Origin of the sequence: Actinomyces marseillensis (genome assembly GCF_900155605.1) — a bacterium.
Lineage (GTDB): Bacteria > Actinomycetota > Actinomycetes > Actinomycetales > Actinomycetaceae > Pauljensenia > Pauljensenia marseillensis.
On the sequence record NZ_LT707420.1, the window covers coordinates 914,353 to 940,547 of the forward strand.

General features: G+C 58.1%; 26 protein-coding genes, 2 tRNA genes and 2 pseudogenes. 19 read left to right on the plus strand and 11 right to left on the minus strand.

What is annotated here, in order from left to right:
• Positions 1-25 precede the first annotated feature (25 nt).
• The 11 genes and pseudogenes from BQ8011_RS03940 (at position 26) to BQ8011_RS03990 (ending at position 7,769) form a co-directional block, all read left to right on the plus strand.
• Positions 26-751, plus strand: coding sequence for an FtsB family cell division protein (locus tag BQ8011_RS03940; protein ID WP_083429988.1), 726 nt, complete (start codon positions 26-28; stop codon positions 749-751).
• Between the two features lie 98 nt (positions 752-849).
• The gene (locus BQ8011_RS03945) at positions 850-1,371 is read left to right on the plus strand and encodes a DUF501 domain-containing protein (RefSeq protein WP_072457506.1); all 522 of its coding nucleotides are present in this window, start codon (positions 850-852) and stop codon (positions 1,369-1,371) included.
• A gap of 57 nt (positions 1,372-1,428) precedes the next feature.
• Positions 1,429-2,409, plus strand: coding sequence for a Ppx/GppA phosphatase family protein (locus tag BQ8011_RS03950; RefSeq protein WP_072457508.1), 981 nt, complete (start codon positions 1,429-1,431; stop codon positions 2,407-2,409).
• A gap of 7 nt (positions 2,410-2,416) precedes the next feature.
• A tRNA-Leu gene (locus tag BQ8011_RS03955) sits at positions 2,417-2,490 on the plus strand.
• 35 nt (positions 2,491-2,525) lie between these two features.
• Positions 2,526-3,485: a Bax inhibitor-1/YccA family protein gene (locus BQ8011_RS03960; RefSeq protein WP_072457509.1), complete on the plus strand. Its 960-nt coding sequence runs from the start codon at positions 2,526-2,528 to the stop codon at positions 3,483-3,485.
• A gap of 104 nt (positions 3,486-3,589) precedes the next feature.
• The gene (locus BQ8011_RS03965) at positions 3,590-3,988 is read left to right on the plus strand and encodes an FKBP-type peptidyl-prolyl cis-trans isomerase (protein WP_072457511.1); all 399 of its coding nucleotides are present in this window, start codon (positions 3,590-3,592) and stop codon (positions 3,986-3,988) included.
• A gap of 316 nt (positions 3,989-4,304) precedes the next feature.
• Positions 4,305-4,628, plus strand: a pseudogene (locus tag BQ8011_RS03970) (exopolyphosphatase); the annotation flags it as partial.
• 7 nt (positions 4,629-4,635) lie between these two features.
• Positions 4,636-4,709, plus strand: a tRNA-Leu gene (locus tag BQ8011_RS03975).
• 35 nt (positions 4,710-4,744) lie between these two features.
• Positions 4,745-5,704: a Bax inhibitor-1/YccA family protein gene (locus tag BQ8011_RS03980; protein WP_072457509.1), complete on the plus strand. Its 960-nt coding sequence runs from the start codon at positions 4,745-4,747 to the stop codon at positions 5,702-5,704.
• Between the two features lie 104 nt (positions 5,705-5,808).
• Positions 5,809-6,207 (plus strand): FKBP-type peptidyl-prolyl cis-trans isomerase, encoded by a 399-nt coding sequence (locus tag BQ8011_RS03985; RefSeq protein WP_072457511.1) that lies wholly within the window; start codon positions 5,809-5,811, stop codon positions 6,205-6,207.
• A 29-nt stretch (positions 6,208-6,236) separates the two neighbouring features.
• Complete coding sequence (locus tag BQ8011_RS03990; RefSeq protein ID WP_072457513.1) at positions 6,237-7,769, plus strand: AI-2E family transporter; 1,533 nt, start codon at positions 6,237-6,239, stop codon at positions 7,767-7,769.
• Between the two features lie 100 nt (positions 7,770-7,869).
• Here the strand turns inward: BQ8011_RS03990 and greA are convergent, their stop codons facing one another.
• The gene (greA, locus tag BQ8011_RS03995) at positions 7,870-8,349 is read right to left on the minus strand and encodes a transcription elongation factor GreA (RefSeq protein ID WP_034502055.1); all 480 of its coding nucleotides are present in this window, start codon (positions 8,347-8,349) and stop codon (positions 7,870-7,872) included.
• Between the two features lie 115 nt (positions 8,350-8,464).
• Positions 8,465-9,142, minus strand: coding sequence for a PAQR family membrane homeostasis protein TrhA (trhA, locus tag BQ8011_RS04000; RefSeq protein WP_072457515.1), 678 nt, complete (start codon positions 9,140-9,142; stop codon positions 8,465-8,467).
• A 195-nt stretch (positions 9,143-9,337) separates the two neighbouring features.
• On the opposite strand from trhA, the gene BQ8011_RS04005 reads away from it, so the two are divergent.
• Entirely contained in the window at positions 9,338-10,099 is a 762-nt protein-coding gene (locus tag BQ8011_RS04005) for an isoprenyl transferase (RefSeq protein WP_072457517.1), read from the plus strand.
• Positions 10,100-10,247: 148 nt separating this feature from the next.
• Here the strand turns inward: BQ8011_RS04005 and BQ8011_RS04010 are convergent, their stop codons facing one another.
• The 3 genes from BQ8011_RS04010 to xseA form a co-directional block, all read right to left on the minus strand.
• On the minus strand, positions 10,248-11,195 hold the full coding sequence (locus tag BQ8011_RS04010) for a carbohydrate kinase family protein (RefSeq protein ID WP_072457519.1): 948 nt from the start codon (positions 11,193-11,195) through the stop codon (positions 10,248-10,250).
• Positions 11,196-11,287: 92 nt separating this feature from the next.
• Positions 11,288-11,512 carry an exodeoxyribonuclease VII small subunit gene (locus BQ8011_RS04015; protein WP_072457521.1) on the minus strand — a complete coding sequence of 75 codons (225 nt, stop codon included), beginning with the start codon at positions 11,510-11,512 and terminating at the stop codon, positions 11,288-11,290.
• Positions 11,513-11,565: 53 nt separating this feature from the next.
• Positions 11,566-12,825, minus strand: a complete 1,260-nt coding sequence (gene xseA, locus BQ8011_RS04020) for an exodeoxyribonuclease VII large subunit (RefSeq protein ID WP_072457523.1) — start codon at positions 12,823-12,825, stop codon at positions 11,566-11,568.
• A 112-nt stretch (positions 12,826-12,937) separates the two neighbouring features.
• Here xseA and BQ8011_RS04025 point away from each other — a divergent pair, with 112 nt between their 5' ends.
• From BQ8011_RS04025 to BQ8011_RS04040, 4 genes are all read left to right on the plus strand, one after another.
• The gene (locus BQ8011_RS04025; protein WP_072457525.1) at positions 12,938-13,987 is read left to right on the plus strand and encodes a 4-hydroxy-3-methylbut-2-enyl diphosphate reductase; all 1,050 of its coding nucleotides are present in this window, start codon (positions 12,938-12,940) and stop codon (positions 13,985-13,987) included.
• A gap of 81 nt (positions 13,988-14,068) precedes the next feature.
• Positions 14,069-15,151, plus strand: a complete 1,083-nt coding sequence (gene ychF / locus BQ8011_RS04030; RefSeq protein WP_072457527.1) for a redox-regulated ATPase YchF — start codon at positions 14,069-14,071, stop codon at positions 15,149-15,151.
• A 146-nt stretch (positions 15,152-15,297) separates the two neighbouring features.
• Complete coding sequence (locus tag BQ8011_RS04035; protein WP_072457529.1) at positions 15,298-15,579, plus strand: type II toxin-antitoxin system RelE/ParE family toxin; 282 nt, start codon at positions 15,298-15,300, stop codon at positions 15,577-15,579.
• Positions 15,506-15,874 carry a HigA family addiction module antitoxin gene (locus BQ8011_RS04040; RefSeq protein WP_072457531.1) on the plus strand — a complete coding sequence of 123 codons (369 nt, stop codon included), beginning with the start codon at positions 15,506-15,508 and terminating at the stop codon, positions 15,872-15,874. Before BQ8011_RS04035 ends, BQ8011_RS04040 begins: the two co-directional genes overlap by 74 nt.
• 54 nt (positions 15,875-15,928) lie before the next feature.
• Here the strand turns inward: BQ8011_RS04040 and BQ8011_RS04045 are convergent, their stop codons facing one another.
• Complete coding sequence (locus tag BQ8011_RS04045; protein ID WP_072457533.1) at positions 15,929-16,960, minus strand: DUF5692 family protein; 1,032 nt, start codon at positions 16,958-16,960, stop codon at positions 15,929-15,931.
• A gap of 5 nt (positions 16,961-16,965) precedes the next feature.
• Positions 16,966-18,003 carry a hypothetical protein gene (locus BQ8011_RS04050; RefSeq protein WP_072457535.1) on the minus strand — a complete coding sequence of 346 codons (1,038 nt, stop codon included), beginning with the start codon at positions 18,001-18,003 and terminating at the stop codon, positions 16,966-16,968.
• Positions 18,004-18,168: 165 nt separating this feature from the next.
• Between BQ8011_RS04050 and BQ8011_RS04055 the strand changes: the two genes are divergently transcribed.
• On the plus strand, positions 18,169-19,443 hold the full coding sequence (locus tag BQ8011_RS04055; RefSeq protein WP_072457537.1) for a DUF5692 family protein: 1,275 nt from the start codon (positions 18,169-18,171) through the stop codon (positions 19,441-19,443).
• Positions 19,444-19,505: 62 nt separating this feature from the next.
• Positions 19,506-20,504 (plus strand): hypothetical protein, encoded by a 999-nt coding sequence (locus tag BQ8011_RS04060; RefSeq protein WP_231945370.1) that lies wholly within the window; start codon positions 19,506-19,508, stop codon positions 20,502-20,504.
• A gap of 237 nt (positions 20,505-20,741) precedes the next feature.
• Here the strand turns inward: BQ8011_RS04060 and BQ8011_RS04070 are convergent, their stop codons facing one another.
• Positions 20,742-21,320, minus strand: a complete 579-nt coding sequence (locus tag BQ8011_RS04070; RefSeq protein ID WP_072457542.1) for a GNAT family N-acetyltransferase — start codon at positions 21,318-21,320, stop codon at positions 20,742-20,744.
• A gap of 18 nt (positions 21,321-21,338) precedes the next feature.
• Positions 21,339-21,476 (minus strand): annotated as a pseudogene (locus BQ8011_RS09135) (EamA family transporter); the annotation flags it as partial.
• 289 nt (positions 21,477-21,765) lie between these two features.
• Between BQ8011_RS09135 and BQ8011_RS04075 the strand changes: the two are divergent.
• Positions 21,766-22,383 (plus strand): GNAT family N-acetyltransferase, encoded by a 618-nt coding sequence (locus tag BQ8011_RS04075; protein ID WP_072457544.1) that lies wholly within the window; start codon positions 21,766-21,768, stop codon positions 22,381-22,383.
• A gap of 118 nt (positions 22,384-22,501) precedes the next feature.
• Here the strand turns inward: BQ8011_RS04075 and BQ8011_RS04080 are convergent, their stop codons facing one another.
• Together BQ8011_RS04080 and BQ8011_RS04085 are read right to left on the minus strand one after the other, a co-directional pair.
• Positions 22,502-25,030: a hypothetical protein gene (locus BQ8011_RS04080; RefSeq protein ID WP_072457545.1), complete on the minus strand. Its 2,529-nt coding sequence runs from the start codon at positions 25,028-25,030 to the stop codon at positions 22,502-22,504.
• Positions 25,031-25,099: 69 nt separating this feature from the next.
• Entirely contained in the window at positions 25,100-26,170 is a 1,071-nt protein-coding gene (locus BQ8011_RS04085) for a hypothetical protein (protein WP_072457547.1), read from the minus strand.
• Positions 26,171-26,195: the final 25 nt, after the last annotated feature.

Consider the following 26,195-nt stretch of genomic DNA (forward strand, 5'->3'; position numbering starts at 1 on the left):
TGCCCGCTTGAGGCACCATAGGGATATGGCTCAGAAACCCAGAAGAGGACGCCCAGTCGTCCCCAATGCCCGCAGACGTCAAGCTGCGGCTGAGCCTGATACCCAGCGGCGGCCTCGTCAGGGAGGAAAAACCCCGCGTACGCGCGCTCAAGGGACGCAAAGTACACCAAGCATTCGCACAACAGCGCGAGTGCGTCCGGAACGCGAAGCTCCCAGGTCCCGCGCCCAAGCCGCGGAAAGTGCCGCGAAGCGCCCCACCTCGGTATCTTTTGGCGGCATTGAAATTTCGATGCGTATTTTGGGATTGGTTCTTCTTGGAGCGCTTCTCGCGATGCTCCTCGTTCCCTCCTTCATGCAGCTGTGGAGTCAAGAACGCGAACTTGCTGCGATCAAGGCAAAAGTCCAGCAAACCCAAGCGGATAATGACGCGAAGCGCCAGCAACTCGAACTGTGGTCGAACCCGCAGTACATTGCCTCGCAGGCGCGCGAACGCCTCGGATATGTCAAGCCTGGGGAAACTCAGTACTCCGTCTTGGACCCCGGTAAGGATTATCAAGACCAAGCGCAGGTCGCGGCTGCGCGCGAGGCGGGCCCCGCTCGCCCATGGATGCAGGTCCTCTCGATGACGGTCGAAGAGGCTGACCATCCGACGGGAAATATCCAGACCGCACAAACAGGCGGGAATGCGCCATCTCCCTCGCAGTCTGCGACTCCTGAAAGTAGCGCAAGCACACAAGGAACTGGCAACTGATCACCGCGTGCCACGTGGGCCAGATCCATTGCGTGGAAACACTCCCTCCCGCAAGCCTTTTCGCGTAAAATAATCCGGGTTTGTCTGAATGTGGAGGAATGATGAACGCAATTACGCCGGCTAGTGCCGAGGATCTTCAGGTTCTCGAAGAACAATTGGGACGTGTTCCCCGAGGGGTCGTCGGGATTGCCGCGCGTTGCGTTTGCGGGAAGCCGACCGTTGTCGCGACGGCGCCTAGGCTTGAAGACGGAACTCCTTTCCCAACAGCTTTCTACCTGACCAGTCCCGGAGCGGTCCGCGCCTGCTCGACGCTTGAAGCAACCAAGGTCATGGAAGACTTCAATGAGCGCCTGGCCGATGACGAGGATCTGCGCGCCGCCTACCAGAATGCTCACGAGGCCTATATTGCTTCCCGCGAGCAACTCGGCGAGCAGCTGGAGCTCGACGTTCCTGAAATCCATGGCGTATCCGCCGGCGGAATGCCCACGCGCGTCAAGTGTCTGCACGCGCTGGTCGGTCATGCCTTGGCCGCGGGGGAGGGCGTGAACCCGATTGGTGACCTTGCGCTGGAGATGATGCGCGAACGAGGCCTGTGGGATTGCCAATCCTGCACCTGCTGATGCGCGTGGTGCGTGTCGATTTCTAGAAATAGCGAACTCCCCAGAAAGAACGGAACCATGACGCGGGTAGCGGCAATTGATTGTGGAACGAACTCAATTCGACTTCTTGTTGCAGACGGCGAAACCATGGGTGAGCACATCACCTTGAACGATCTCACCCGACAAATGCGGATCGTGCGCTTGGGACAGGGCGTTGACCGCACGGGGCACCTCGCTCCTGAGGCAATTGAACGCACCCTCGCAGCTGTGCGCGAATACAAGCGGATGATTGACAATCTGGGGGCAACGGACATTCGTTTCGTGTCGACATCGGCAATGCGTGACGCCGAAAACCGCCAGGATTTCATTGAGCCGGTGAAAGAACTCCTGGGTGTCTACCCGGAAGTTGTTCCCGGAACTGAAGAAGCCGCCTTGTCTTTCACCGGTGCTGCAAGCAGCGTGCACGCCTACGATCGCGGGAAGGTGCTGGTCGTCGATATCGGCGGCGGTTCAACGGAAATGGTCGTAGGTACGCTAGGTAAGGGCGTTGATGCGGCATATTCGGCCGATATGGGCTCCGTTCGCGTGACCGAGAAATTCTTTGCAGGATGCGCAAGCGATCAGCCGATTCCCGATGGGGTCCAGGCCCAGGCCAGCGAGTGGATTGACGCCCGCCTTGACGAGGCCGAAGAGGTCGTTGATTTCTCCAGCGTTAGAGGCGTGGTGGGCGTAGCCGGGACCATCACAACGATCGCCGCACACGCGCTGGGCTTGGCCTCGTACCAGCCGGAAAAGATCGACGGCGCATTTCTGAGCCACGCGGATACCGATGCCTCGGTCCGTTTCATGCTCGAGCAACCACTGGCGGTCAAGGCTGCCCTAGGCTTCATGCCAGAGGGACGCGCGGACGTCATCGCAGGTGGCGCCCTGATCTGGAAACGCGTCATGGACCGCGTTACTCTACGCTGCGAGAATACAAACCACCCAATAGTGGGCGCCCACGTCTCCGAACACGATATCCTTGACGGTATCGCGCTTTCGATGCTGGCTCGTCGCTAGCGGCGACGCCCCCATAGCCCAATTGGCAGAGGCAACCGACTTAAAATCGGTGTGTTGTCGGTTCGAGTCCGACTGGGGGTACTCAATAGATACTGAACCGAGGGAAAGGAAATCTCATGACAAACCCCGTGTTCTCAAAGATGGAGCGAGACTGGTCTCGCACCGATTCGACTCCCGCGGGCTACCCGGCAATGCCCGGCTACCAGCCCACGAATGCTCAAGCTCCCGGGACAACCGTTGTTGATCCCGTGCGCTACCCCTATGCTCAGCCCCAGGCCTCGACCTATGGGGCCCAGGCTCAAGGCGGCTACGCTGGCGCCCCCAGCGTTGACCCCTCCGTGTATGCCGACCTCCAGCAGGCCTACCAGGCGCCTTCCGCAGACGCGGTTGATCGCGGTCGCATGACCTATGACGATGCCTTGATGAAGACTGGAATCTCTTTCCTTATCCTGCTTCTTGGTGCAGCTCCTGCGTGGTTCCTCGCTGCAACGAACCCCATGCTGGGCGTTGTCGCTATGGGACTGGGGACGCTTATCGCTTTCATTCTGGCAATGGTGAATTCCTTCTCGAAGACCATTCGCCCGGGGCTCATCATGGCTTACGCCTTCGCAGAAGGTGTCTCGCTGGGTGCCTTGTCCTCCTTCATGGAAATGACCTACCCGGGCATCGTCGCTCAGGCATTCATCGCAACCCTTGCCGTTACGGGAATTACGCTTGTCCTCTTCACTTCCGGCAAGGTGCGTAATTCGCCCAAGCTCGCGAAGTTCACCTTGATCGGAATCTTGGCGCTTCTCCTGACTCGCATCGCAAATGCAGTTTTGGTGGCCTTCGGAGCGATGGCGCCCATCGACACGATCTACGTCAAGGGCATTCCGCTGGGCGTGGTTGTCTCCCTCATCGCCGTTGTTCTTGCAACCATGGCCTTGATCGGTGACTTCGATACCGTCAAGCAGGGCGTTGAGCGAGGTGCTCCCGTGCAATTCGCGTGGTACTGCGCCTTCGGCATCATGGTCACGGTCGTGTGGATGTACGTCGAAATCCTGCGAATTCTTTCGATCTTGGCGTCTCGTCGCTAACAAGTTGGGGTCGCGCTCGCTCGAGCGTGGCCCCTTCTGCATCCTTCGGGATGCCTCATTGAATAACTCAATCCTCTATCGCAGTACTTCCCAAAGGAGAAACCATGGAAAACCTAATAGTGACAGGTGAATTTGGCCGTAAGCCTACTCTGGAATTTACTGATTCCACCCCCAGCGATGAGCTGCTCGTTGAGGTCCTGCATGAGGGCGATGGCCAGGTCGTCGAAGCTGGAGACACCATCCACTGCCATTACCTGGGGCAAGTCTGGGATGGAAACGTCTTCGATAACTCCTACGACCGCGGTGCTGCACTGAGCTTCCAAATCGGCGTGGGAATGGTCATTCGCGGTTGGGACGAGGGACTCATTGGCCAGCGCGTAGGTTCGCGCGTCCTGCTGTCCATTCCTTCCGAATACGGTTATGGTCAGCGCGGTGTTCCTCAGGCTGGGATCCGCGGCGGCGATACCCTTGTTTTCGTCACCGATATTCTCGGTGTCGCCTGAGCCAACAAACTGAAAAGACGAGGCTAAGCATGAGCGAAAAGGATGCGCAGCAAGCAGCATCAGCCCCCGATCAACGCCCCAGCCGTTCGGATAGGGGAGGAGGATCCAGCTCGAGCTTGGCCTCGTCACTTCTGAAACCTCTTGGGCAGATCAGGCGCCGCGTTCAAGAGCGGCGCTCTCATCTTCAGGGGGATGGACAAAGGCGCGTTCGCGTTGTCGTTGAGGATGAGCCCACCAGCCGAGATGCTTCCGAGGCTGTGCCTTGGTCCCTGCGCGTGGGCGCGGCGGTTGCGTGGCGCGCGATCGTCGTCGTCGCGGCGGNATCACAACGATCGCCGCACACGCGCTGGGCTTGGCCTCGTACCAGCCGGAAAAGATCGACGGCGCATTTCTGAGCCACGCGGATACCGATGCCTCGGTCCGTTTCATGCTCGAGCAACCACTGGCGGTCAAGGCTGCCCTAGGCTTCATGCCAGAGGGACGCGCGGACGTCATCGCAGGTGGCGCCCTGATCTGGAAACGCGTCATGGACCGCGTTACTCTACGCTGCGAGAATACAAACCACCCAATAGTGGGCGCCCACGTCTCCGAACACGATATCCTTGACGGTATCGCGCTTTCGATGCTGGCTCGTCGCTAGCGGCGACGCCCCCATAGCCCAATTGGCAGAGGCAACCGACTTAAAATCGGTGTGTTGTCGGTTCGAGTCCGACTGGGGGTACTCAATAGATACTGAACCGAGGGAAAGGAAATCTCATGACAAACCCCGTGTTCTCAAAGATGGAGCGAGACTGGTCTCGCACCGATTCGACTCCCGCGGGCTACCCGGCAATGCCCGGCTACCAGCCCACGAATGCTCAAGCTCCCGGGACAACCGTTGTTGATCCCGTGCGCTACCCCTATGCTCAGCCCCAGGCCTCGACCTATGGGGCCCAGGCTCAAGGCGGCTACGCTGGCGCCCCCAGCGTTGACCCCTCCGTGTATGCCGACCTCCAGCAGGCCTACCAGGCGCCTTCCGCAGACGCGGTTGATCGCGGTCGCATGACCTATGACGATGCCTTGATGAAGACTGGAATCTCTTTCCTTATCCTGCTTCTTGGTGCAGCTCCTGCGTGGTTCCTCGCTGCAACGAACCCCATGCTGGGCGTTGTCGCTATGGGACTGGGGACGCTTATCGCTTTCATTCTGGCAATGGTGAATTCCTTCTCGAAGACCATTCGCCCGGGGCTCATCATGGCTTACGCCTTCGCAGAAGGTGTCTCGCTGGGTGCCTTGTCCTCCTTCATGGAAATGACCTACCCGGGCATCGTCGCTCAGGCATTCATCGCAACCCTTGCCGTTACGGGAATTACGCTTGTCCTCTTCACTTCCGGCAAGGTGCGTAATTCGCCCAAGCTCGCGAAGTTCACCTTGATCGGAATCTTGGCGCTTCTCCTGACTCGCATCGCAAATGCAGTTTTGGTGGCCTTCGGAGCGATGGCGCCCATCGACACGATCTACGTCAAGGGCATTCCGCTGGGCGTGGTTGTCTCCCTCATCGCCGTTGTTCTTGCAACCATGGCCTTGATCGGTGACTTCGATACCGTCAAGCAGGGCGTTGAGCGAGGTGCTCCCGTGCAATTCGCGTGGTACTGCGCCTTCGGCATCATGGTCACGGTCGTGTGGATGTACGTCGAAATCCTGCGAATTCTTTCGATCTTGGCGTCTCGTCGCTAACAAGTTGGGGTCGCGCTCGCTCGAGCGTGGCCCCTTCTGCATCCTTCGGGATGCCTCATTGAATAACTCAATCCTCTATCGCAGTACTTCCCAAAGGAGAAACCATGGAAAACCTAATAGTGACAGGTGAATTTGGCCGTAAGCCTACTCTGGAATTTACTGATTCCACCCCCAGCGATGAGCTGCTCGTTGAGGTCCTGCATGAGGGCGATGGCCAGGTCGTCGAAGCTGGAGACACCATCCACTGCCATTACCTGGGGCAAGTCTGGGATGGAAACGTCTTCGATAACTCCTACGACCGCGGTGCTGCACTGAGCTTCCAAATCGGCGTGGGAATGGTCATTCGCGGTTGGGACGAGGGACTCATTGGCCAGCGCGTAGGTTCGCGCGTCCTGCTGTCCATTCCTTCCGAATACGGTTATGGTCAGCGCGGTGTTCCTCAGGCTGGGATCCGCGGCGGCGATACCCTTGTTTTCGTCACCGATATTCTCGGTGTCGCCTGAGCCAACAAACTGAAAAGACGAGGCTAAGCATGAGCGAAAAGGATGCGCAGCAAGCAGCATCAGCCCCCGATCAACGCCCCAGCCGTTCGGATAGGGGAGGAGGATCCAGCTCGAGCTTGGCCTCGTCACTTCTGAAACCTCTTGGGCAGATCAGGCGCCGCGTTCAAGAGCGGCGCTCTCATCTTCAGGGGGATGGACAAAGGCGCGTTCGCGTTGTCGTTGAGGATGAGCCCACCAGCCGAGATGCTTCCGAGGCTGTGCCTTGGTCCCTGCGCGTGGGCGCGGCGGTTGCGTGGCGCGCGATCGTCGTCGTCGCGGCGGTTGCCCTGCTGATTTATGGGATGACCTTCGTTTACGGGATTATCGTTCCGATCGCAGTTGCGCTTCTTCTTGCGGTCTTCCTTAACCCGATGGTGTCCTGGCTTCACCGCAAGGCTCACTTCCCGCGTGCCCTCGCTGCCCTTAGTGGTTTGCTTGCCACTGTGGTTGTTGTAGGTGCAGCGCTGTCGACCGCTGGAGCTCAGATCCTCTCACAGGTTCCCTCACTGCTCACCCGTGCGAACGAAGGCCTCACTACGCTCCTCGAGTGGCTGCGCACCAGCCCGTTGGGGATCGACACCTCCGGTATCGATTCACATCTGGAAAACTTGCAGTCCGAGATTGTCGCCTGGGTTCAATCCCACGCGCAGTCACTGATTTTCGGCGCGGTGAACGCGACGTCTTCAGCTATTTCTGTCGCTACCGGTTCGGTGATCGCTCTCTTCTGCCTTTTCTTCTTCCTTAAAGACGGTCGCGACATCTGGGTGTGGTTCGTGCGTTTGCTTCCCAAGGGCGCCCGCGAACCCGTTCACGAGGCCGCAATTCGCGGGTGGGCAAGCATGGGCGGCTATGTGGTCGGGCAGATGCAAGTTGCCTTCATCGATGCGCTGAGCATTGGTATCGGTGCCTATTTCTTGGGCGTCCCACTGGTCATCCCGATCATCGTTTTGGTGTTTTTCGGCTCTTTTATTCCGATTATCGGCTCCTTGGTTTCGGGAATTATCGCAGTCTTGGTCGCTGTCGTGGATCAGGGATTCACCGTCGGTCTGATCATGCTGGTCATTATCTTGCTGGTCCAGCAAGTCGAGGGGAACCTCCTTCAACCGCTTCTCATGTCCAACGCCGTGTCCTTGCACCCTCTGGTTGTTTTGCTCGGTGTGACGGCGGGTTCGATGGTTGCGGGAATCGCGGGAGCGATTTTCTCCATCCCGATCGCAGCCTTCATTAACTCCACTGTGCTCTACCTGCATGGACACGATCCCGAGCCTGCCCTAGCGACAAAGCTTGATCGTCCAGGAGGGGCACCGGGGACGCTCGATGCGTTGATTGCTCATTCCTACGGTGAAGATCTTCCCCTTCTCGCAGGGGAAGCAGTCGATGCGCACACCTACGCCGTCAACGAAGAGCTGAGTGAACGCATGGTCACTGCTGGCACTGCAGAGCCGGGCGATAGCGTGGGGACGCGTGTCGCTGATGAAATCGAGCAGAGCGCTGAAACGGATGAAGAAGACAGTGATGCGTGATGCTTATTGAAGCTGAACGCGCATCGTTTTGGCTGAATGCGTAAAACTGTGGGGGCTCCGGAGTTCAACTCCGGAGCCCCCACAATGCGTTTGGCTTTACTCAGCCAACGAAAGGTGTTGCATCTAAGATTTCAACGGTGATCTCGCGGCCATTGGGTGCTTCGTAGGTGAGGGTATCACCCTTGCGGTGTCCCATCACTGCTGCGCCCAGAGGAGCCTGAGAAGAGAAGACCTGCACTCCGAGGTCGCCGCCGGCATCGCGGGAACCTAGGAGGAACTTCTGCTCGCGGCCTGCAACAAGAGCGGTGACAACCATTCCGGGTTCGACGATTCCATCATCAGCGGGGGTTTCGCCAACCTCAGCGTTGCGCAGCATTTCTTCGAGTGCCTGGATACGGGTCTCGTTGAGGGACTGCTCGTTACGAGCGGCATGGTAACCGCCGTTCTCGCGCAAATCGCCTTCTTGGCGAGCCGCGTCGATTAGGCGAGCGATCTCAGGACGACGCACCTCGACGCGATCCGTGAGCTCCGCCTGGAGCTTGTCATACTGAGCTTGAGTCAGCCATTGGGTATCAGCCATTACTTATGCCTCCGACATGTGCCGACGGGCGTCGGCCTTCGCATTGATTCTATAGATTTGCCAGCCTAGCAGCCTTCAGTCTGGAAATGTGGATTTTGCGCTATCTGTGGAAAATTTACAGAACTGTCAAATACACGGCGGTGCAGTGGCACGCCCAGGCAAGAACCGTGAAGGTATGGAAGATCTCGTGGAACCCGAACCAGCGAGGTGATAGATCGGGTTTCTTCGTTGCGTAGACAATCGCGCCGATCGTGTACAAGATTCCGCCGGCCAAGAGAAGCCAGACTACAGCCGGTCCCGCGAGCGCCCAGAATTGGGGGAGGTACCACAGAGCAACCCACCCCAAAGCAACGTAAATGAGCGTTGCGAGCCACCTTGGAGCGGTCGGCCAAAAGAGATTGAGAAGGATTCCGGCCAGCGCGCCTCCCCAGACGATTGACAAGATCGTGACCGCTTGGTCGTGAGGAAGCACTGCGACCGAGAGGGGAGTGTAGGTGCCGGCGATAAGCAGGAAAATATTGGAATGATCGAGGCGATTCCACACAATTTCCCATCGCGGTGACCAGTAGAAACGGTGGTAGAGCGCTGAAATTCCAAAGAGGATCAGCGAGGCCGCAAGGTAGATCGCCGAACCCCACTTGGTTGCCCCGCTGGGAGCGAGGCAGGTGAGGACAATAGATGCTGCCAAGGAGAGCGGTGCTGCGACGAGGTGGATCCATCCTCTCAAGTGAGGTTTGACGGAAACCTTCTGCCCGGGGAACCACTCAGTGGGTTTGAGGGAAGCGATTCTCATTGCTGCCTCCTCTGAAAACTCTACCTACGTTTGCGTAACTTACTACACCGTAGGGTACGCCAATCTTGCGGAAAAATCATCGCTTGTGGAGGTAGGTGTGAGGGAACTTAGGGCCACGGGCGAATATGCAAGGGGAGTGAGAATCGCGATATTCTTAAACAGTATTGACGCTCTTTCGCGCGGAAGGGACTGAAAGTGTCACAGTGGAACATGCTCTATGACGTCTATGAGAAGCGCTTACGAGCATCTTTATCGGGGCGCCCAATCCCTCGTCACGTCGGAGTCATTCTTGACGGAAACCGGCGGTGGGCGAAGTCGATCGGCTTCACCGCATCCCAAGGACACCGAGTCGGCGCGGGAAAAATTGCGGAGTTTCTTGGGTGGGCCGAAGAAGTCGGCGTCGAGATCGTCACTTTGTGGATGCTTTCGACTGATAATCTCTCGCGTCAAAGCGATGAGCTTTCTGAACTCCTGACGATCATTTCGCAAACCGTCAGAGCCCTCAGCCAAACCGGAAAATGGCGCCTGCGTATCGTTGGGGATCTGCGCCTGCTCCCAGATGATATTGCCGATTCCCTCCGTGAGGCCGCAAAGGAAAGCCCCGCCACAAGCGCGCTGAGCGTCAACATTGCCGTCGGCTACGGCGGACGTCATGAGATTGTCGAGGCCGTGCGTGAGGTGATCCGCGATGCGGGCCAGCGCGGGGAGAGCCTTGAAGATTTGGCTTCACGATTGAAGGACTCTGATATTGCCGAGCATCTGTATACGGGAGATCAACCCGACCCTGATTTGGTGATCCGTACATCGGGGGAGCAGAGACTGTCGGGCTTCATGATTTGGCAGTCTGCGCACTCTGAGTTTTACTTCTGTGAAACCTATTGGCCAGATTTTCGCAAGATCGACTTCCTGCGCGCGTTGCGCGCCTATGCGCAGCGTGAGAGGCGAATGGGGAAGTAAGGTCAGCGAGGTTCCCGGGCGGTAAATGCGCAGGCGCGGTTATCACTGAGGGAAATCCTTGGACGCTGCGACTGAAATAACCTTTGGGGGGCTTGAATCGTGTGGATTCAAGCCCCCCAATCAGCCTTTTTGCGCTCAGAGACCTTTCTTAGGCGAGGAACTCAGCGAGCTCTGAGAGCCACGGCGGGTTCGCGCCTGCGCGGGAGACGGTGATGTCACCGATGGTTGCGGCGCGCTGCAAGATGAAGTCGACCTTTGCAGCATCCAAATCGCGCAGAGCAGGACGCGACATAGCACCCACCAGGCCGAGTGACCACAGGGCATCGATCAGGCCGCCCATGAAGGAGTCGCCTGCACCAACGGTGTCTTCGACCTTGACGTCTCCGGCGGGGATTGAACGGCGGACGCCATTGGAGGTGAAGGCTGCTGCGCCTTCCTTGCCCTTCGTGACAACGATCAGTGAGGGGCCTGCTGTGAGCCAATCGCGCACGACTTCGTCGATTTCGCGTCCGTTGGTCAGCCACGCGATGTCTTCGTCGGAAACCTTGACGACATCGGAGATGCCGATGAACTTGTTGACGGTAGCGAGAGCCTGCTCGGGGGTGCCCATGAGTGCGGGACGCGCGTTGGGGTCATAGGTGATGATCGCGTGCTGACGCGCGGTGACCATGGCATCCAAAACGGCGTGTGCACCGGGCTCGATGACTGCGGCGATGGAGCCGGAGTGAACGATTCGGGCCTGCGTCGAAACCCGGATCGGGCATGGAGGGCACCAATCCAGATCAAAGGTGTAGGTCGCTGCGCCCTTTTCGTTGAGCTTTGCTAGGGCAGTTGGGGTGTGGTCCGCACCGAAGGATTCCTCGGTAATAACCACGTGCGAGGCCGTGAAGTGATCTTCAATAATCTCGCCACGTTCGTCGTGTGCAAGCCACGTCTGCAGGCCGACGTTACGGCCCAGACGCCCAAGAGTCATTGCGACGTTAGCGGGTGAACCACCCGGGATTTCGGCAGTTGGAACGGGGCTGTCCGCTGGGACAACGATATCCATCAGTGCCTCTCCAATGGAGAGGATGTGGGGGTCGGTTGCGAGGTCCATATTTCCTCCTGTTTCCAGACCACTTTGGCTGGTTCCACTAACAGATGACGCTTTAAGTCTAACCATTCCCAGCTGATTGCGGGACCCGAAGTCTACTGGTCGGACTGGGGTGATTCTGCTCCTGCTTGCATGCGCTGAGTTGCCGCGTCGAGGATGGAACGGCAACGCGTTGCAAGGGCCTCGCCGCGCTCCCACATCGCAAGAGTGTCTTCAAGAGGAGCTTGTCCGCTTTCAAGCGTCTTGACGATCGCAACGAGTTCATCACGCGCCGCTTCGTAGGACAGCGTTTCGGGTGCAGGAAGGGCTGTTTCTGCCATGGGAACCTCCGGTAGTGACAAGTATGGGTGGTAGTTGAGTCTGAACGAGGACGCTACTGTGGGGAATCAGGTGCGCGGGTAGCGGGCGTTGAACCGACAACCTGCGCAACCAAACGACCCTGCGCCAAGATTCCCTCCACAAGAGTTCCCTTAGGAACTTGCGAAGCGTCGCGGACAAGCTCCCCTGAAGGAAGACGCAGCATCGAGTATCCGCGTTCCAAAGTCGCCTGAGGAGAGAGAGCCTGAAGGGTTGCCGAGGCTTGGAGGATGCTCTGACGCTCAGAATTCAAGCGACGCTCGACCTGAGTGCGCAGTGACGTGAGAGCGGAGTCAATGAAAGTTCGATGTGGCTCCAAAGTTGCAGCAGGAGCTAAGAAAATTGGACGCGACACCAGCAAATCGAGGTTGTAACGCTCTTGAGCGAGCCTGCGCTGAATCGCGCTGCGCATTCCTTCTCGCGCCCGAGCAAGGCCATCAAGTTCCTGAGCAAGATCGGGAACAATCCGGCGGGCAGCGTCGGTCGGTGTTGAGGCGCGGTAATCCGCAACGTAATCCAAAAGGGGAGCGTCCCCTTCGTGGCCGATAGCTGACACCAGGGGAGTGGAGGCCTGCGCGGCGGCGCGCACCAAGGCCTCGTCAGAGAAGGGAAGAAGATCCTCAACGGAGCCGCCGCCTCGGGCAACAACAATAACGTCAACCTGGGGGAGGGAATCCAGCTCCGCGATCGCCTGGGTGACCTCGCGGACGGCGTATTGTCCCTGGACTGCGACCTCACGGACCTCGAAACGGGCAGCGGGCCAACGGGCGCTGGCGTTGACGATGACATCGTCTTTAGCTTTTGCGTTTCGGCCACACACCAGGCCGATCACTCGCGGAAGGAAAGGAAGGGGCTTCTTGCGATCTGTATCAAAGAGGCCTTCTGCGGCCAGGCGCTGGCGCAAGCGCTCTATTTGAGCCAGCAGGTCACCCAAACCCTGAAGATGAACTTCGGCTGCCTGGAGGTTGAGGCTTCCGCTGCGCTCCCAAAAAACGGGCTTGACGCGGGCAACGACTTTCACGCCCTCCTCAAAACCGGCACCAATCGCAGTGATGACATTGGGGAAGGCCGTCACGGTCATGGACGTGTCAGATTCCGTGTCGCGCAGTGTAAAGAAAGCCATGCGCGAGCCCGGGCGCGGGTTGTATTGAACGACTTGGCCTTCAACCCAGAGCGGTGACATGCGATCCACGTAGATCTTGATGTTCTGGGTAAGCCTGCTGAGCGGCCACGGGTTGTCACGCGTGGTATCGGCGGCTTTTGCAGCAGGAGGCATCTTTTCTGGCACGAAACAAGCATGACACAGGCACCTAGCATTTGCGTCCAGTGTGAGGAGCATCAGTGGTTTCGGCTGCGCGGATATTAGTGCCTACCTGTACCGTTGAATCATGACTGTTGACGACCAGACGCTGGGCAGCCTCGAACAAAAAAATGCCGGTGGGAAGATCTTGCTGGCAGCGCCACGCGGATATTGCGCGGGCGTTGACCGCGCAGTTGATGTCGTAGAAAAAGCGCTGGATCTGTACGGCGCTCCCGTGTACGTGCGCAAAGAAATCGTTCACAACAAATTCGTTGTGGAATCCTTAAGCAAGCGCGGGGCAATCTTTGTTCAAGAGACCGACCAGGTCCCCGAAGGCGCGCGCGTCGTCTTTTCCGCACACGGAGTTTCCCCTCAGGTTCATGAGGTCGCAGCGCAGCGACACCTGGCAACCATTGATGCGACATGTCCACTGGTGACCAAGGTGCATCGCGAGGCCGTGCGCTACGCGAAGGACGATTACGACATTATTTTGGTGGGCCACGAAGGCCACGAAGAAGTTGAAGGGACCTTTGGCGAGGCCCCTGAACACATTCAAGTTGTTGGAAGTCCTGAAGAAGTCGACAACTTGGTGGTGCGTGACCCCGAGCGGGTCGTGTGGATTTCACAGACCACCTTGTCGGTTGATGAGACTCGCCAGACTGTTGATCGCCTGCGCGAGCGTTTCCCGGCTCTTCTTGATCCGCCCTCGGATGATATTTGCTACGCGACACAGAACCGCCAGGGGGCCGTGAAGGTCATTGCGCCGCTGGTGGATGTCATGGTTGTTGTGGGCTCGGCGAATTCCTCGAACTCGGTGCGTTTAGTCGATGTCGCGCTCGAATCGGGTGTGCCCGCTGCGTATCGCATCGACAAGGCCGAGGAACTCCAAGAAGAATGGTTTGAGGGTGCCTCGACGGTTGGCCTGACTTCCGGTGCGTCGGTGCCCGAGATTCTTGTACGCGATGTTGTCGCCTGGCTGCAAGAACGCGGTTTCCCAACAGTTGAAGAGGTGCGAACAGAGACGGAGACGACGACTTTCGCGCTTCCTCGCGATCTGCGTTCAGACCTGAAGAATGCTGGACAGATTGATGTGCGCCCTCACGCTCGCCGCACTGCGGGGCCTGATCACACCAGCTGAGCGCAAGTTCACCCGCTTTTTCGCGCACTTTCTGTGCGTGCGGGCAAACGGGAGTGCGGCCTCGTCGGATAGGATAGGGGCGTGTCTTTAACTATTGGTATCGCTGGCCTGCCCAACGTTGGCAAGTCCACCCTGTTTAATGCTCTGACCCGCGCGACCGTTCTGGCTGCGAACTACCCCTTCGCGACTATTGAACCGAACGTCGGTGTGGTCCCTCTTCCTGACCCGCGCTTGAACAAGCTTGCCGAGATCTTCGGCTCCCAGCGCATCATCCCCGCAACCGTGTCTTTCGTTGATATTGCGGGTATTGTGCGTGGTGCGTCTGAGGGTGAGGGCTTGGGTAACCAGTTCCTTGCGAACATTCGCGAGGCCGACGCCATTTGCCAGGTGACGCGCGCCTTCTCCGACCCCGACGTTGTGCACGTTGACGGCAAGGTTGATCCGGCCTCGGATATTGAAACCATTAAGACCGAGCTGATTCTGGCTGACATGCAGACGCTTGAAAAGCAGATCCCGCGTCTGGAAAAGGAAGTCCGTGGCAAGAAGACCGAGGCAATTGTCCTGGAAACTGCGCGCGCGGCAATGGAACTGCTTGAAAAGGGTGAACTGCTCAGCGGCCCCGCGGGTGCAAAGCTTGATCAGGATGCACTCAAGTCCTTCCAGCTGATGACCTCTAAGCCCTTCATCTTCGTGTTCAACATGGATGCGGCGGAGATGGACAACCAGGAGATGCAAGACGAATTGCGCGCCCTGGTTGCTCCGGCTGAAGCGATCTTCTTGGACGCGCAGTTTGAGTCCGAGCTTGTTGAGCTGGATGAGGACGATGCGCGTGAAATGCTGGCTGAGTCCGGTCAGAGCGAATCGGGCCTGGACAAGCTCGCACGCGTTGGCTTCGACACCCTTGGCCTGCAAACCTACCTGACCGCCGGTGAGAAGGAAGCACGCGCCTGGACGATTCACAAGGGCGACACAGCTCCAAAGGCAGCAGGCGTCATCCACACGGACTTCGAGAAGGGCTTTATCAAGGCTGAAATCGTCTCATACGACGATCTGATCGAGGCCGGTTCCATGGCTGCAGCGAAGGCTGCTGGCAAAGTCCGCATGGAAGGCAAAGACTACGTCATGCAGGACGGCGATATCGTCGAATTCAGGTTTAATGTTTAATCACTCCTGAATGGGGCAGTGCCGGGTCGCGCGAGGGCGTGGCCCGGTTTTGCTGTTGTAAGTTCTTGAATCAAGGGTGAACGTGGGATGGGGTGTTGAAAAATAACGTCTTGCGTTAATAACGTTTTACGTTATATTGTTGTGTCATGATCCAGTCATTCGGGGATCGTCAGACTGAGCGGTTGTTTGCGAGGGAGGCTGTCCCTTCCCTCGATGCGCGCATCGTGCGTGTCGCGCTGCGCAAGTTGCGCCAGGTCGATGCTGCGTGTCGTTTGGAGGATCTTCGGATTCCTCCGGGCAATCGGCTTGAGCGTCTGCGCGGTAATCGTGCGGGGCAGTACAGTATCCGAATCAATGATCAGTGGTGTATCTGCTTCAAGTGGGGCGACGCTGGTCCAGAAGGGGTTGAGATCGTTGACTACCACTAAAATTGCTCCGATTCACCCGGGCGAAGTCCTCATGGAAGACTTCATCGAGGGTTTCGGCATTACACAGCACAAGCTCGCCGTCGCTATTGGGGTTCCGCCTCGTCGTATCAATGAAATCGTCCATGGGAAGCGTGGGATCACGGCGGATACCGCGATGAGGCTGTCCCGCTACTTCGGCACAACTCCGGGGTTCTGGATGAACCTGCAGATGCGCTACGAACTTGACTGTGCCGAAGAGGCGATGGGGGATGCTTTGAGTGGAATTGTTCCTCTTGCGACGGTGGAAGTCGTTTGAGTCGACGAAGTCTGATAAGGCAGTGGCCGGGGCGCGTGCGCCCCGGCCACGATCTTAAGACGCCTTCACAAACCCCGCCTTCTCGGGCGTCGTCCCAAGACGCGCAGCGATCACTTCCTTGTCCTCATCCGAGGCCAGGTCCCGCACCCATTCCACGTAAGTTGGCTCATCGACGTGAACTTCTTGCGTGAAGGGATTGCGCTTCTTCGAGACGATCACATACATATGGCGGCCGAACACCCAGACATTTGCTAGCAGCGCGGCCGCCGAGATGATGAACATCGCGGTTGGGTTGTGAGCGCTGCGGTGCGCGAACATCGAGTCCTGCATGAAGTGCGGGAAGGTAAGCACCACGGCCGACCAGAAGGTCAGCGTGTAGGCCCGGTACTGGATCCACGCGCCTCGCCCAAACTTCATGAGAGCCGGAATCGTACACGCCGCCAGCAACGCAACGCCCGAATACCAGGCGCGGTCCGCCAAACAGTTGTAGACGTAGGCGAAATTCCACAGGTCGTAGGCGATAATCCACCCGATCGTCAGGTCACCCCAGACGAGCGCGCGCTCCTTGCCCTTGGAGACGAAAATCCCGATCCACCCCGAGATTGCGAGCAGATTCAAAATCCCCGCGATCCCGTTCATGATGTTCCACGGACCTCCCCAAGTCACCATGCCCTGGGAAGGATCCACCCCGTGAATGCCGTAGCACTGGAAATCCCTCACCACGGCCTCGGCAATGTTGACGGAAAGGATCACCGGCGGAATCAGCAGGTACCCGCGGTTGTGCCGTAGCCTCGGGAATACTTGAAGAGCGACGAGGCACAGGGATCCTGCCAGCGCCGAATACTGCTTGACGATCGGGAACCAGCCTGCCGAGGCCGTGCCCTGCGTCGAGTGCGGCCACCAAAAGATCGTGAGTGCGACCGGGATGACGACGAAGACGGCGAGGACTACCCACATATTGCGCTGGGCAAGCCACGCCGTGAAGGCGAGGGCAGCGATGACCACGAGGAGCATCGCGTAATCCCACCACTCGCCGGCCTCGAAAAAGAAGAGGGTCGGGTAATCCGGGGGAGTGATCGAGCCCATCAGTGTTACTCCTTGCCCCAATCGGTGAGGTAGGTGCGCTCCATCTTCTGGCGGATCTGCTCATCCCACGAGAACGCAGGCTCGCTCCATCCTTCGAAGTACGAGGCGTCAACTTCGCTTTCCCACGGCGTGCCCGGGCCCGTCGGCGGCCACGAAGGATCGTCAGTGACGGGCGGGCGGATCTCAGCGACGGCCGGGGCGCTGCGTCCGAAACGGAACCACTGCGTGTAGGTGTCCTCGAAGAGGGGAGTGCCATCGTAGCGGCCAGCCGGGGTCTCACTGTTGAAGAAGCGGCCACCGAGCATACCTCGCATGAAACGCCCCGTCAGGTGCTGCTTCTTGCGGAACTCAAGCACGCGCTTGACGTAGAGGTTTTGCAGGTGCGTCATGCACCCGCCGATGAACTCGATGTTCACCCAGTTGAGCGCGGTCATTGCGGGCGAGGGGGGTTCGTAGCCGATGCGCCAATGGTTGATCAGGCGCGTGCGTCCACCCTCCAAGGGGACCATATAGAAGCACCATGCTGCCGCAAAGTGCTTCATTCCGGGGAAGCGGAATGCATAGGAACCTGGGGCCTTGGGCGGATTCTTTGTGTCAACCCACTGGACCATGTACTTGCCGGGCACGACGTCTGCCCATTCCATGGACATTCCGTGGAAATCGAAGGCCGCAATGTCGCCGGGCATCATGGAATCGGGCTGTTGGAACTCTTCTTGGATCTCGTAGGAGTTGAAGAAGGGGAGTCGTGCGAAGACGCGCTCGAGGAATTCGGAGGAGAAAGACCCGGACTTTTCCGCGCCGATCTGCTTGAAGAGGCGCCACACTGCGTAGGCGGGGGCGTCGATGGTGATCGCGTAGGTGGAGGAATACCCGTTGTCGTAGTTGGCGTCGATGAGATCATCGCCCGGGTAACGCCAGGCCTGTTCTTCGGGGGTGGCTTTGCCGCTGAGCTGGCTGAAGGCGTACATTCCGCCCAGGAGTGCGCCTCCTCCGACGAGGCCGAGGCGGCAGAGTCTGCCAAAGCGTGACGAGTGTCGTTTCATGATCCTCCTCCTTGAGGACTAATTGAGCCAATATCGCGTGGATGCGGGGCTGTACGTGGTTCCAGCACACTGCAGAAGATGTAGCAAACCTCACATCTTTGGGTGATTTAGGCACTATGATAGACGAAAATATTCAGCTTAGTTACAGGTTCGAAGGAGAATGCTGTGGACTCGCTCTTCCTCTGGGAGCTGGGAACTCCAAAGGTCTATCTCATCTGGCTACTTGTCTTGCTCGCGCAAATCCTTGTCGCCGAGATCAATCGCCGATGGAACTGGACGATCTTTGCAGTATGGACGGTTGGCGGCATTTTGCTCATGCCCTATGCGTGGATCCACGGGACTCCCATGGTCGGGTGGTTCCCATTCGGCAAGTACGCGATCATGATCCTGACCGCCACCATGACCGGAACCGTCTTGGTTTACGCCAAACGCAACCCGGACAAAGCGCACAAATATGCGATTTGGTTGGGCGTGGCACTGTGGATCGGCTTGGCCGTCAACATCATGGAAGCAAACATCCGCGACCTCACGATCTACTTCAATGCTGACACCTACTATGCGTGCGGCGCCGACTGGCAGTGCCTGAAGGGCGTCAACGACGCGCACACAATCGATATGATCGCCGGCCTGCCCGAGGCACGAGGCGTCAGCGCAGAACTCCACTCAATGCAGTGGTATCAGGAAGTTGCAGCGAACCTGTCTTCTCGCCACGTTGGTATTGATCCTGAAACCGGATTCCGTACGATCGGCGGCTACTGGAACCTGCTTTCCGCGCTGGCCGGCCAGCTCAATATCATCACGATCACCGGCCTCGGAAAAATCATCGCAACCTCGCCGGGCAAGCAGAAGGTCCGCGGGCTGATCTGGGTGGACATGGTGTGGCCGTGGGTTATTGCTTACGACCTGTGGAACCACGCGTTCCTCTACAACTCGCTGGCAGACTACACGTGGTACTGCACTCTTGCCCTGCTGCTGGCCTGCACGATCCCCGCGTTCACCTGGGCGAAGGGACAGTGGATCTGGTTCCGCTGCTTCACACTGGTGTTCTGGATTTCGATGAATACTTTGCTTCCCGAGGTCTTGGTGCCGCCCTCGGACATCTTTAACTTTGCGACCATGGACCCGCGGGCGAATATTGCTTGTGCGGTTGTTGCCTTGGTGGCGAACGTGATGCTCTTTGTCTACTGGCTCTACAAGATCGTGGTGTTTAAGCGCAATCCGATCACCGGAGTTTTGTACTGTGAGCTGGCGGAATTCCGCACGATTGTGCGCGAGCACTGCGATGATAAGGATAAGTATTTCCTGGTCGACGGAATTCCGCAGACTCCTGAAGAGCTTGGTTTTGAGCCCTTGTCCAATACCGCGCCTGCCGATGGATACGCCTCGTGGATGCCCTGGTGGAAGGGTGAGGACCGGCGGTATCCCACGAAGCGTGGGTAGTGCCTGCTTCCACTAGAATCGCACTATCTATTTTGGGTGTCACTGAATGAAAAGAGACAAGAATGGCCCAGAGGAATGTTGAAGGCGAAGACGAGCTCGTTGTCGAGCCGATCATCGAAGGCGAAATCGTCGAGGAAGATGGTGCTGTCTCCCTGGTTTCTGAGGCGTCTTCAGAGCAGGATCAGCAGGCCTCGGTCTACGCGGTTTTCTTCTTGAAGAAGCTCGTTCGCCTGCGGGGAGTACGGATCTCGCGCGAGGGCTTCTTGCGCCAAGAACTGCGAAAGCTTCATCTAAGTGATGCCCAGATTGAGCGTGCGATCGCGAGTGATCCTGTCTCTGCAGGTATTTCGCGCAAGTTGCTGGACAAACTGGCAAGTGACGCGATCTCATTTGAAACTAAGAAATCAACCGCGCTCTCTTTTGCTGCAGGAATCCCCGGTGGCCTGGCGATGCTCGGAACCGTGCCCGCCGACCTCACTCAGTACTACGTTCACTCGCTGCGGATCATGCAAAAGCTTGCGTACCTGTATGGGTGGAGAGAATTCTTAACGGATTTGGACGATGTCGATGATGAGACTATTGCCCAGATGGGCCTCTTCTTCGGTGTCATGCTGGGAGTTGCGGGAGCTGCGGAGTCACTGCGCGACTTTGCGCGAGTGATCGTTGCTCCGGCTATCGAAAAGAGGATCGCGCGCAAAGCCCTCATGAAGACAACGTGGTATCCGGTCGTCAAGAAGTCTCTTAAAGTGATTGGCGTTTCGGTCACGAAACAGAGCATGGCGAAAACCATGTCGAAGATTGTTCCCCTGATCGGGGGAGTGATCTCGGGTGGAATGACCTTCGTTGCTCTGCAAACTCAAGCGACACGGCTCAAACAGCACCTGCGTCAGCTTCCGCCTCCGGGCCTCGATGCCGCGGAGTGGAAACTGAGGCCTCCTACTTCCCTCGAAACACCCTCCATGCCCCGCGAATCAAAGGAATCTGAAGCGGTAGTCGAGCATACGCAAGTGCCTGCGCGGCCGCAGGCTTGCCTTCCTTGCGATAATCCACGGCCATTTTAATGTTCGCGGGGAAGACGGCGATGTACAGTGCGCTCGCGGCCAAACCGGCCAGTCGCCTCGTCAATGGAAGCGCAAGGCCAGCGGCAATTGCCAACTCGGCTGCGCCGCTCACCAAGGTGTAGGTTCGCGCATTCCCGGGAAGGCTACGTGGCACAATCGCGTCATAAACCTGCGGTGCCTTGAAATGCATAACTCCTGCTCCTGCAAGCAAAAGTGCATGCCAGTGTGCTGTCTTCATTATGACTCCTGAACTTCGGCCTCGCGGCGCATGATGAACTCGCGGTCAGCGTGGTCGCCAACCATGAACTTGTACTCGCCGACCAGCTTAAACCCGTGGCGCCCGTAGAGTCGCTGTGCCCCGAAGTTCTCACTGAAGCAGCCAATCCACAGGGGACGCGGCCCATCGGCAAGGAGGTAATCGATCGCGTGCCGGAGCATCATCGATCCGCGCCCGCCACCTTGGTATTCCCGCAGTAGATAGAGGCGCTGAACTTCTCCGTCGGTGGGCTTGACGTCGGGGTGGGGGAGGTGTGCGGGGCAAACGGTCACGTAGCCAATCAGTTTGCCTTCCGAGGCCGTCCGCGCATCAGTGCACTCTGGTGCAGTCGCGTCGGCCTCGCTTTCTTCAAGGAAAAGCAGCCAGGTTGGGCGCTGGGGGTCCGCGAGCTCGCCACGAAGGACCTCGGGGGAGTAGGCCTCGTGAATGAAACGATCAAGGTCTTCGGAAGAGTAAAGCTGTCCAAAAGTCTGGATGTAGCACGTGGACGCAAGCACGGATAGTGCCTCTGCATCTTCGGGTGTTGCGCGACGCAGCATAATTCTCCCCTCCTTGGGCTAGCCGATGATCATAAGAACAGTCCCGGCACACATACCAGCGATTCCCAATAAATACCGTCCCGAGACGCGCTCGCGCAACATGAGCGCTGAAAACGCAACTGTCACCAGTATTGAGAGCTTGTTGATGGGGACAACGGGGACGGAATCCGCATGTTTTCATGGGCAGCACAAGTCGATGTTTGTGAGTGAACGTCTCTACAGGTGCTTGAAAGTTACGTTTTTAGATTATTGGCAGCCGGATTGCGGGAAGTGTCTGAATTTTCCTCAAAAAATTCCCGATACATTTATGAATGCAAACTGTTGCGAGTGTTTTGCCCTGCCCTCATACTGTCTGTAGACAGTACAGGTGCAGGTTGACGCCCTAGCCTAAAACCTCAATATCCGCCCATACCTCACCACGAGGTGCCGACGAACAGGGAAGGCCATGCACGTTTACTCTGCACGCCCAGAGCACATCGATAAGCTCGCTGAAATCGCGGGTGCTGCCTTCGAGAACTACCCTCTTCACACAGCGGTGAAGGGACTACTGGCCGATCCGGAGGAATTCCCCAACTGGATTCGCGATGTCCACGCCGTCATGATTCGTGTATTCGCGCGTTATCACACAGTTCTGGTCCTTGAAGACCAGGGTGAAATCCTTGGAGTTGCCCTCCTGAATCATCGACCGCCCGGGCTGCTTGAATACCTTCGCTATTGCAGGCCGCTCCTGGGCTATATGCGCTTTGATCGCCTTCTGCGTTTCTTTGCCTTTACCGAGGCCGCAGATGCTGTAGTGCGTCGCGAATCCGATTTCGATTGGTTCCTGACCGTTATTGCCGTCGATCCTTCACGCCAACATCAGGGCATTGGTCGGCGCTTCCTTGAGAAAGGAATCGAAGGATACGTGCGCTCCCATGGAGGTGGACGCCTCGCATTCATTACCTGCACTCCCACGAATGCGCGCTTCTATTCCTCGGCTGGATACCGAGTCGTGGGGGAGCACTCGGTTTCTTTAGATGGGAACGATGTTCCCGTGTGGTCTTTTGAGAAGGTCATCGAGTAGATACCTGCTGGCGCGTTCGAACTGGAGGGAAGAACGCAGCTGAGGTTTCTGCGATGAGTTTGGGGGCTTGGTATCACCTGATACCAAGCCCCCAAACTATCTATCGAGATCTAGCTCGTTATTGCTGGGCAGGTCCCTGCTGTCCCCAGGGATTAGGCTGCTGGCCCTGCTGATTGGGCTGTCCGCCTTGCTGCGGAGGCTGCCACTGCTGGCCCTGCTGGGGCGCGGCACCATTGGGCTGTTGGCCCCACTGTTGTGTGGGCTGGCCTTGCTGTGGTTGCTGGCCCCATTGCTGTGCGGGTTGCCCCTGCTGCGTGGGCTGACCGGACTGGCCGGCGTACTGCCTCCACTGGTCGCCTTGCATACCCTGCTGCTGACCCCACTGCTGTTGGCCTTGTTGGGGAGCAGCGCCGTACTGCTGCTGTCCCCATTGCTGGCCACCTTGCTGGCCCTGCGGGGGTACGGCACCATTGGGCTGACCCCACTGCTGTGCAGGCTGGCCTTGCTGCGGCCGCTGACCCCACTGAGGCGCAGGGGCAGGTTGCTGAGCAGGTGCCGGGGGAACGTACGAGGGACCCCACTGTCGGGGAGCAGGAGCATATCCCTGCTGGCCATAGCCGACTCCCTGCTGCGGGGGCAGAGGCTGGCCCCACTGTTGCGGCGCAGCGGCGGGTTGCTGGCCAGGAAGCGGAACGTAGCTCTGTCGCTGGCTTTGCCTGGTCTGCTGCGGGGGCAGAGGCTGTCCCCATTGCTGTTGCTGCGGTTGCTGCTGCATGGGGGCTGCGCCGTACTGCGGTTGTTGACCCCACTGCTGGGGAGCTTGCGCGAGCTGCTGCGAGGCCATGGGCGTGTAACCGGGCTGAGGCTGCTGTACGTGCGGCGCGGGTGCCGGAGCAGGCGCAGGCGTGGGAGCCTGTGGCTGGACCTGCGGCGTCGGCGCAGGCTGGTACTGCGGAAGCGGTGTAGGCGCCGGAGCGTGCTGAGGCTGAGCCTGAGGCTGTGCCACGGGTGCTTGCGCGCCTTGCTGAGAGTAAAGCTGCGGTTCTTGTGCCGGTGCCGCTGCCGGTGCCGGACTGGAAACGGGCGTCGAATCGGCCTGATCCTGAGGTTCGGGCTGTGCTTGTTCGGCCTCATCGTGCTCAGCCGCGGGAACAGTCTCTTCGGCCGGTGCAGTTTCTTCCGCCTGCGCGGCCGCGAAGGCCTCGGTCTTCGGTTCCTGAGCAGCCTCTTCCGGCTCGCTCACCGCAGGCAGTGCAGATTCTGCCACTGCCGCCGGCTCAACGTCTGGCGCGCCAGCGGGCTCTTCAGCTACAACCGGCTGCTCGGACTCTGCTGGTGCGTGACGTGCTTCCGTCTGTGCGGGGAACTGGGCTGCGGCGAATGAGGGAATTCCAGCCTCTGTTTGAGAGGGCTCTGGAGTTTGTTCCTGCGTCGAGGCCGGAGCATGAGCTGGCTTGTACGCCTGCTGGGTAGGTTGAAGAGGAGTGTGCGGAGCGGACGCCTGAGCGCGAGGAGCTTGAGGAACCTGCGGTTGGGCAGGCGTCGATGCCGCTGTGGAAGTAGGCGTTGTAGATGCCCCAGAGGGAGCACGAACTCCTCTGACGGGAGTGGCAATAGGCATTGAAGCTGTGGTGCCGGGCATTGCTCCGGGAGCTGCAGGCGCTGGAGCCGGCTGGGGGGCGCCACCGAGAGGAAGAGCTTCCTGCGACATCGGCGCGGATGCGGTAGCACCAGACTTCGCGCGCTTGCGATCCTCGCGAGCTTGACGCTTCGCTGCACGTGCTTCTTCGCGTGCCTGTTGGCGCTGAGACTTCGCGGGGGTATCGGCCTTTCGTGAACGGCCTCGGAGGACAAAGAAGACAATTCCTGCAAGGACAACGAGACCACCAGCGACTGCTGCAGCGATGATCCATGTTGTTGAAGAAATTGAGCCAAGGAGAGAGCCTGACTTTGATGCAGAAGCAGTACGGTTACGGTCGGGCGCAGCGGGATCTGTCGGCGCCGGTGTCAAAGGCTCAAATGAGGGAACGGGCGTACTGTACTGTGCGGCAACGGTCGCGTTGCCCTGGTAAGCATCCGTCTTCTTGCCGTGGACGGCGACCTTTCCATCGGGCTTATTCCACAGGACGATCTGTTCGACGGGGGTGTATTTTGAATCGTCTCGGCGATTGGCCCAGTAGTCGGTGAACTTTGCCCCTGCAGATGCGGAATCAAGGTCAAAAACCAGCGGGCGGATGCTGATGTAGCCAATATCGCGCGGGCGGCCGAGGAATTCGGTTTCCTGCATCAACTGTTCGCTTGAATAGACAAAGATAAACTCACCCTTGTCATCAAGCGAATAGTACTTTCCGGCATTTTCGGGGCCTTCGAAAGGCGGGAAGATTGAGCAACGAGTGAAGTTATCACCTTGGGCAAACTCGATGCGATAGTCGTTATTCCCATTTGAAAACGACTTGCACTTGCCTTCGTCGATCTGCTTGGTGCGGTCATACACTTCAAGTGCGTGTCCGACGCTTCCCTTGTTGTAGACACTCAATGTCACCGAGACGGTCAAGTCTGAATCTGCAGCCTGCGCAGTTGTTGCAGTAGGGAGCACCAATGCTCCTGCAAGCACGAGTGTGGCCGCTGTCGAATACAAACGCTTCATTGAGGCATCCTTTGAAAGTGAATCACGCTATTTCAAGCATATCGAATTGTGTGGGGTGCGCAAAAACAGTTATTCCGAGGGTGGGGCAAAGGGATTTTTCCCCTGCTCTGCCTGTGAATCTTCAGGGAAAAGCTCGCTTTGTGCCGATGAAGACGAGGGCTGCGTGGGTGGCGAATAATCCTGAACGGAGGGCGCAACAGGCGTATCTTCCACATGGAAATCATCTGAAAGTTTGAAGGGATTTTGCCCGGTGTCTCCCGGAGTTAGCGAGCCGGAGAAACCTGTTCCACTTTGGTAACTCAGCGGAACTGCGAAACCTCGCTGCTCGCGTTCCTTTCTCCTGCTGTTTGCGCGCATGATCATGGGAACGCCGATGATGAAGAAGAAACAGACGACCGGAACCAGAATGATCTTGATAATCGTCCCGATTCCGCGTGGAGGCCGGTAAGGAGTGGGACTGGGGGACGGGGTATAGGGCGTGATGGAACGGGTGTGTACTACTGCCTTGAGACCAGAAGGAAGTCCGGCGGGAACGACACCGTTCACTTCCTTGCGCTCGATTGCGTGGAAGTCACTGAAGATCTGCACGCTTCCCTTCGCTCCGATCAGCGTTTCCGATGTGCTCATCCACTTCGCTTCATCAGCGGAATTATCGTCTTCATCCAGTACCGCTCCGGGGCTGAGTTCCGAAATGGTCAGGTAGCTCCCCTGCAGGTATGCGTCATGGCGCGTCAGTTTGACGTCACTGGGAAGCCCAAGATTGAGCTCTTCATACTTCAGGAGTTTTGCGGCAAAAGTAAGGTTTCCTTGGTCATCGATCTCGATGTATGGATTAACAAAACGATTGAACTTTGTTGTAATTCTGCAATCATTCGAGTAAGTTCCCGCCTCAAAGTGCACTTCGGACCATTCCGTTACCTGGGGTACTGCTTCGCACGCTTTCTGATCGAGACTCTTGGAATAATCGCCGATATAGATTGAGTAGCTCACACCCGATGTGCCGACAAAGAATTCCTCGGCAAGCTCGACCTCGTTTCGCGCGGCGTGTGCCGGGGAGGCGCCAAGTATCCCGCCGACAATGCTCAGCACGCACATGCATGCAAGGAAAAGGGTTTTCGTTTCTCGTCGTAAGACCTGCAATGGTGATTCCTTGTCTGGTAGTGCC

Coding starts and splice junctions, on each gene's coding strand:
- BQ8011_RS04050 (WP_072457535.1), bottom strand. CDS start 18,003: ATGAAACGACACTCGTCACGCTTTGGCAGACTCTGCCGCCTCGGCCTC.
- BQ8011_RS03965 (WP_072457511.1), top strand. CDS start 3,590: ATGGAAAACCTAATAGTGACAGGTGAATTTGGCCGTAAGCCTACTCTG.
- BQ8011_RS03990 (WP_072457513.1), top strand. CDS start 6,237: ATGAGCGAAAAGGATGCGCAGCAAGCAGCATCAGCCCCCGATCAACGC.
- BQ8011_RS03950 (WP_072457508.1), top strand. CDS start 1,429: ATGACGCGGGTAGCGGCAATTGATTGTGGAACGAACTCAATTCGACTT.
- BQ8011_RS04075 (WP_072457544.1), top strand. CDS start 21,766: ATGCACGTTTACTCTGCACGCCCAGAGCACATCGATAAGCTCGCTGAA.
- BQ8011_RS03940 (WP_083429988.1), top strand. CDS start 26: ATGGCTCAGAAACCCAGAAGAGGACGCCCAGTCGTCCCCAATGCCCGC.
- BQ8011_RS03985 (WP_072457511.1), top strand. CDS start 5,809: ATGGAAAACCTAATAGTGACAGGTGAATTTGGCCGTAAGCCTACTCTG.
- greA (WP_034502055.1), bottom strand. CDS start 8,349: ATGGCTGATACCCAATGGCTGACTCAAGCTCAGTATGACAAGCTCCAG.
- xseA (WP_072457523.1), bottom strand. CDS start 12,825: ATGCCTCCTGCTGCAAAAGCCGCCGATACCACGCGTGACAACCCGTGG.
- BQ8011_RS04080 (WP_072457545.1), bottom strand. CDS start 25,030: ATGAAGCGTTTGTATTCGACAGCGGCCACACTCGTGCTTGCAGGAGCA.
- BQ8011_RS04035 (WP_072457529.1), top strand. CDS start 15,298: ATGATCCAGTCATTCGGGGATCGTCAGACTGAGCGGTTGTTTGCGAGG.
- BQ8011_RS04010 (WP_072457519.1), bottom strand. CDS start 11,195: ATGGACCTCGCAACCGACCCCCACATCCTCTCCATTGGAGAGGCACTG.
- BQ8011_RS04060 (WP_231945370.1), top strand. CDS start 19,506: ATGGCCCAGAGGAATGTTGAAGGCGAAGACGAGCTCGTTGTCGAGCCG.
- BQ8011_RS04070 (WP_072457542.1), bottom strand. CDS start 21,320: ATGCTGCGTCGCGCAACACCCGAAGATGCAGAGGCACTATCCGTGCTT.
- BQ8011_RS03945 (WP_072457506.1), top strand. CDS start 850: ATGATGAACGCAATTACGCCGGCTAGTGCCGAGGATCTTCAGGTTCTC.
- BQ8011_RS03980 (WP_072457509.1), top strand. CDS start 4,745: ATGACAAACCCCGTGTTCTCAAAGATGGAGCGAGACTGGTCTCGCACC.
- BQ8011_RS04015 (WP_072457521.1), bottom strand. CDS start 11,512: ATGGCAGAAACAGCCCTTCCTGCACCCGAAACGCTGTCCTACGAAGCG.
- BQ8011_RS04040 (WP_072457531.1), top strand. CDS start 15,506: ATGATCAGTGGTGTATCTGCTTCAAGTGGGGCGACGCTGGTCCAGAAG.
- BQ8011_RS04045 (WP_072457533.1), bottom strand. CDS start 16,960: ATGGGCTCGATCACTCCCCCGGATTACCCGACCCTCTTCTTTTTCGAG.
- trhA (WP_072457515.1), bottom strand. CDS start 9,142: ATGAGAATCGCTTCCCTCAAACCCACTGAGTGGTTCCCCGGGCAGAAG.
- BQ8011_RS04025 (WP_072457525.1), top strand. CDS start 12,938: ATGACTGTTGACGACCAGACGCTGGGCAGCCTCGAACAAAAAAATGCC.
- BQ8011_RS03960 (WP_072457509.1), top strand. CDS start 2,526: ATGACAAACCCCGTGTTCTCAAAGATGGAGCGAGACTGGTCTCGCACC.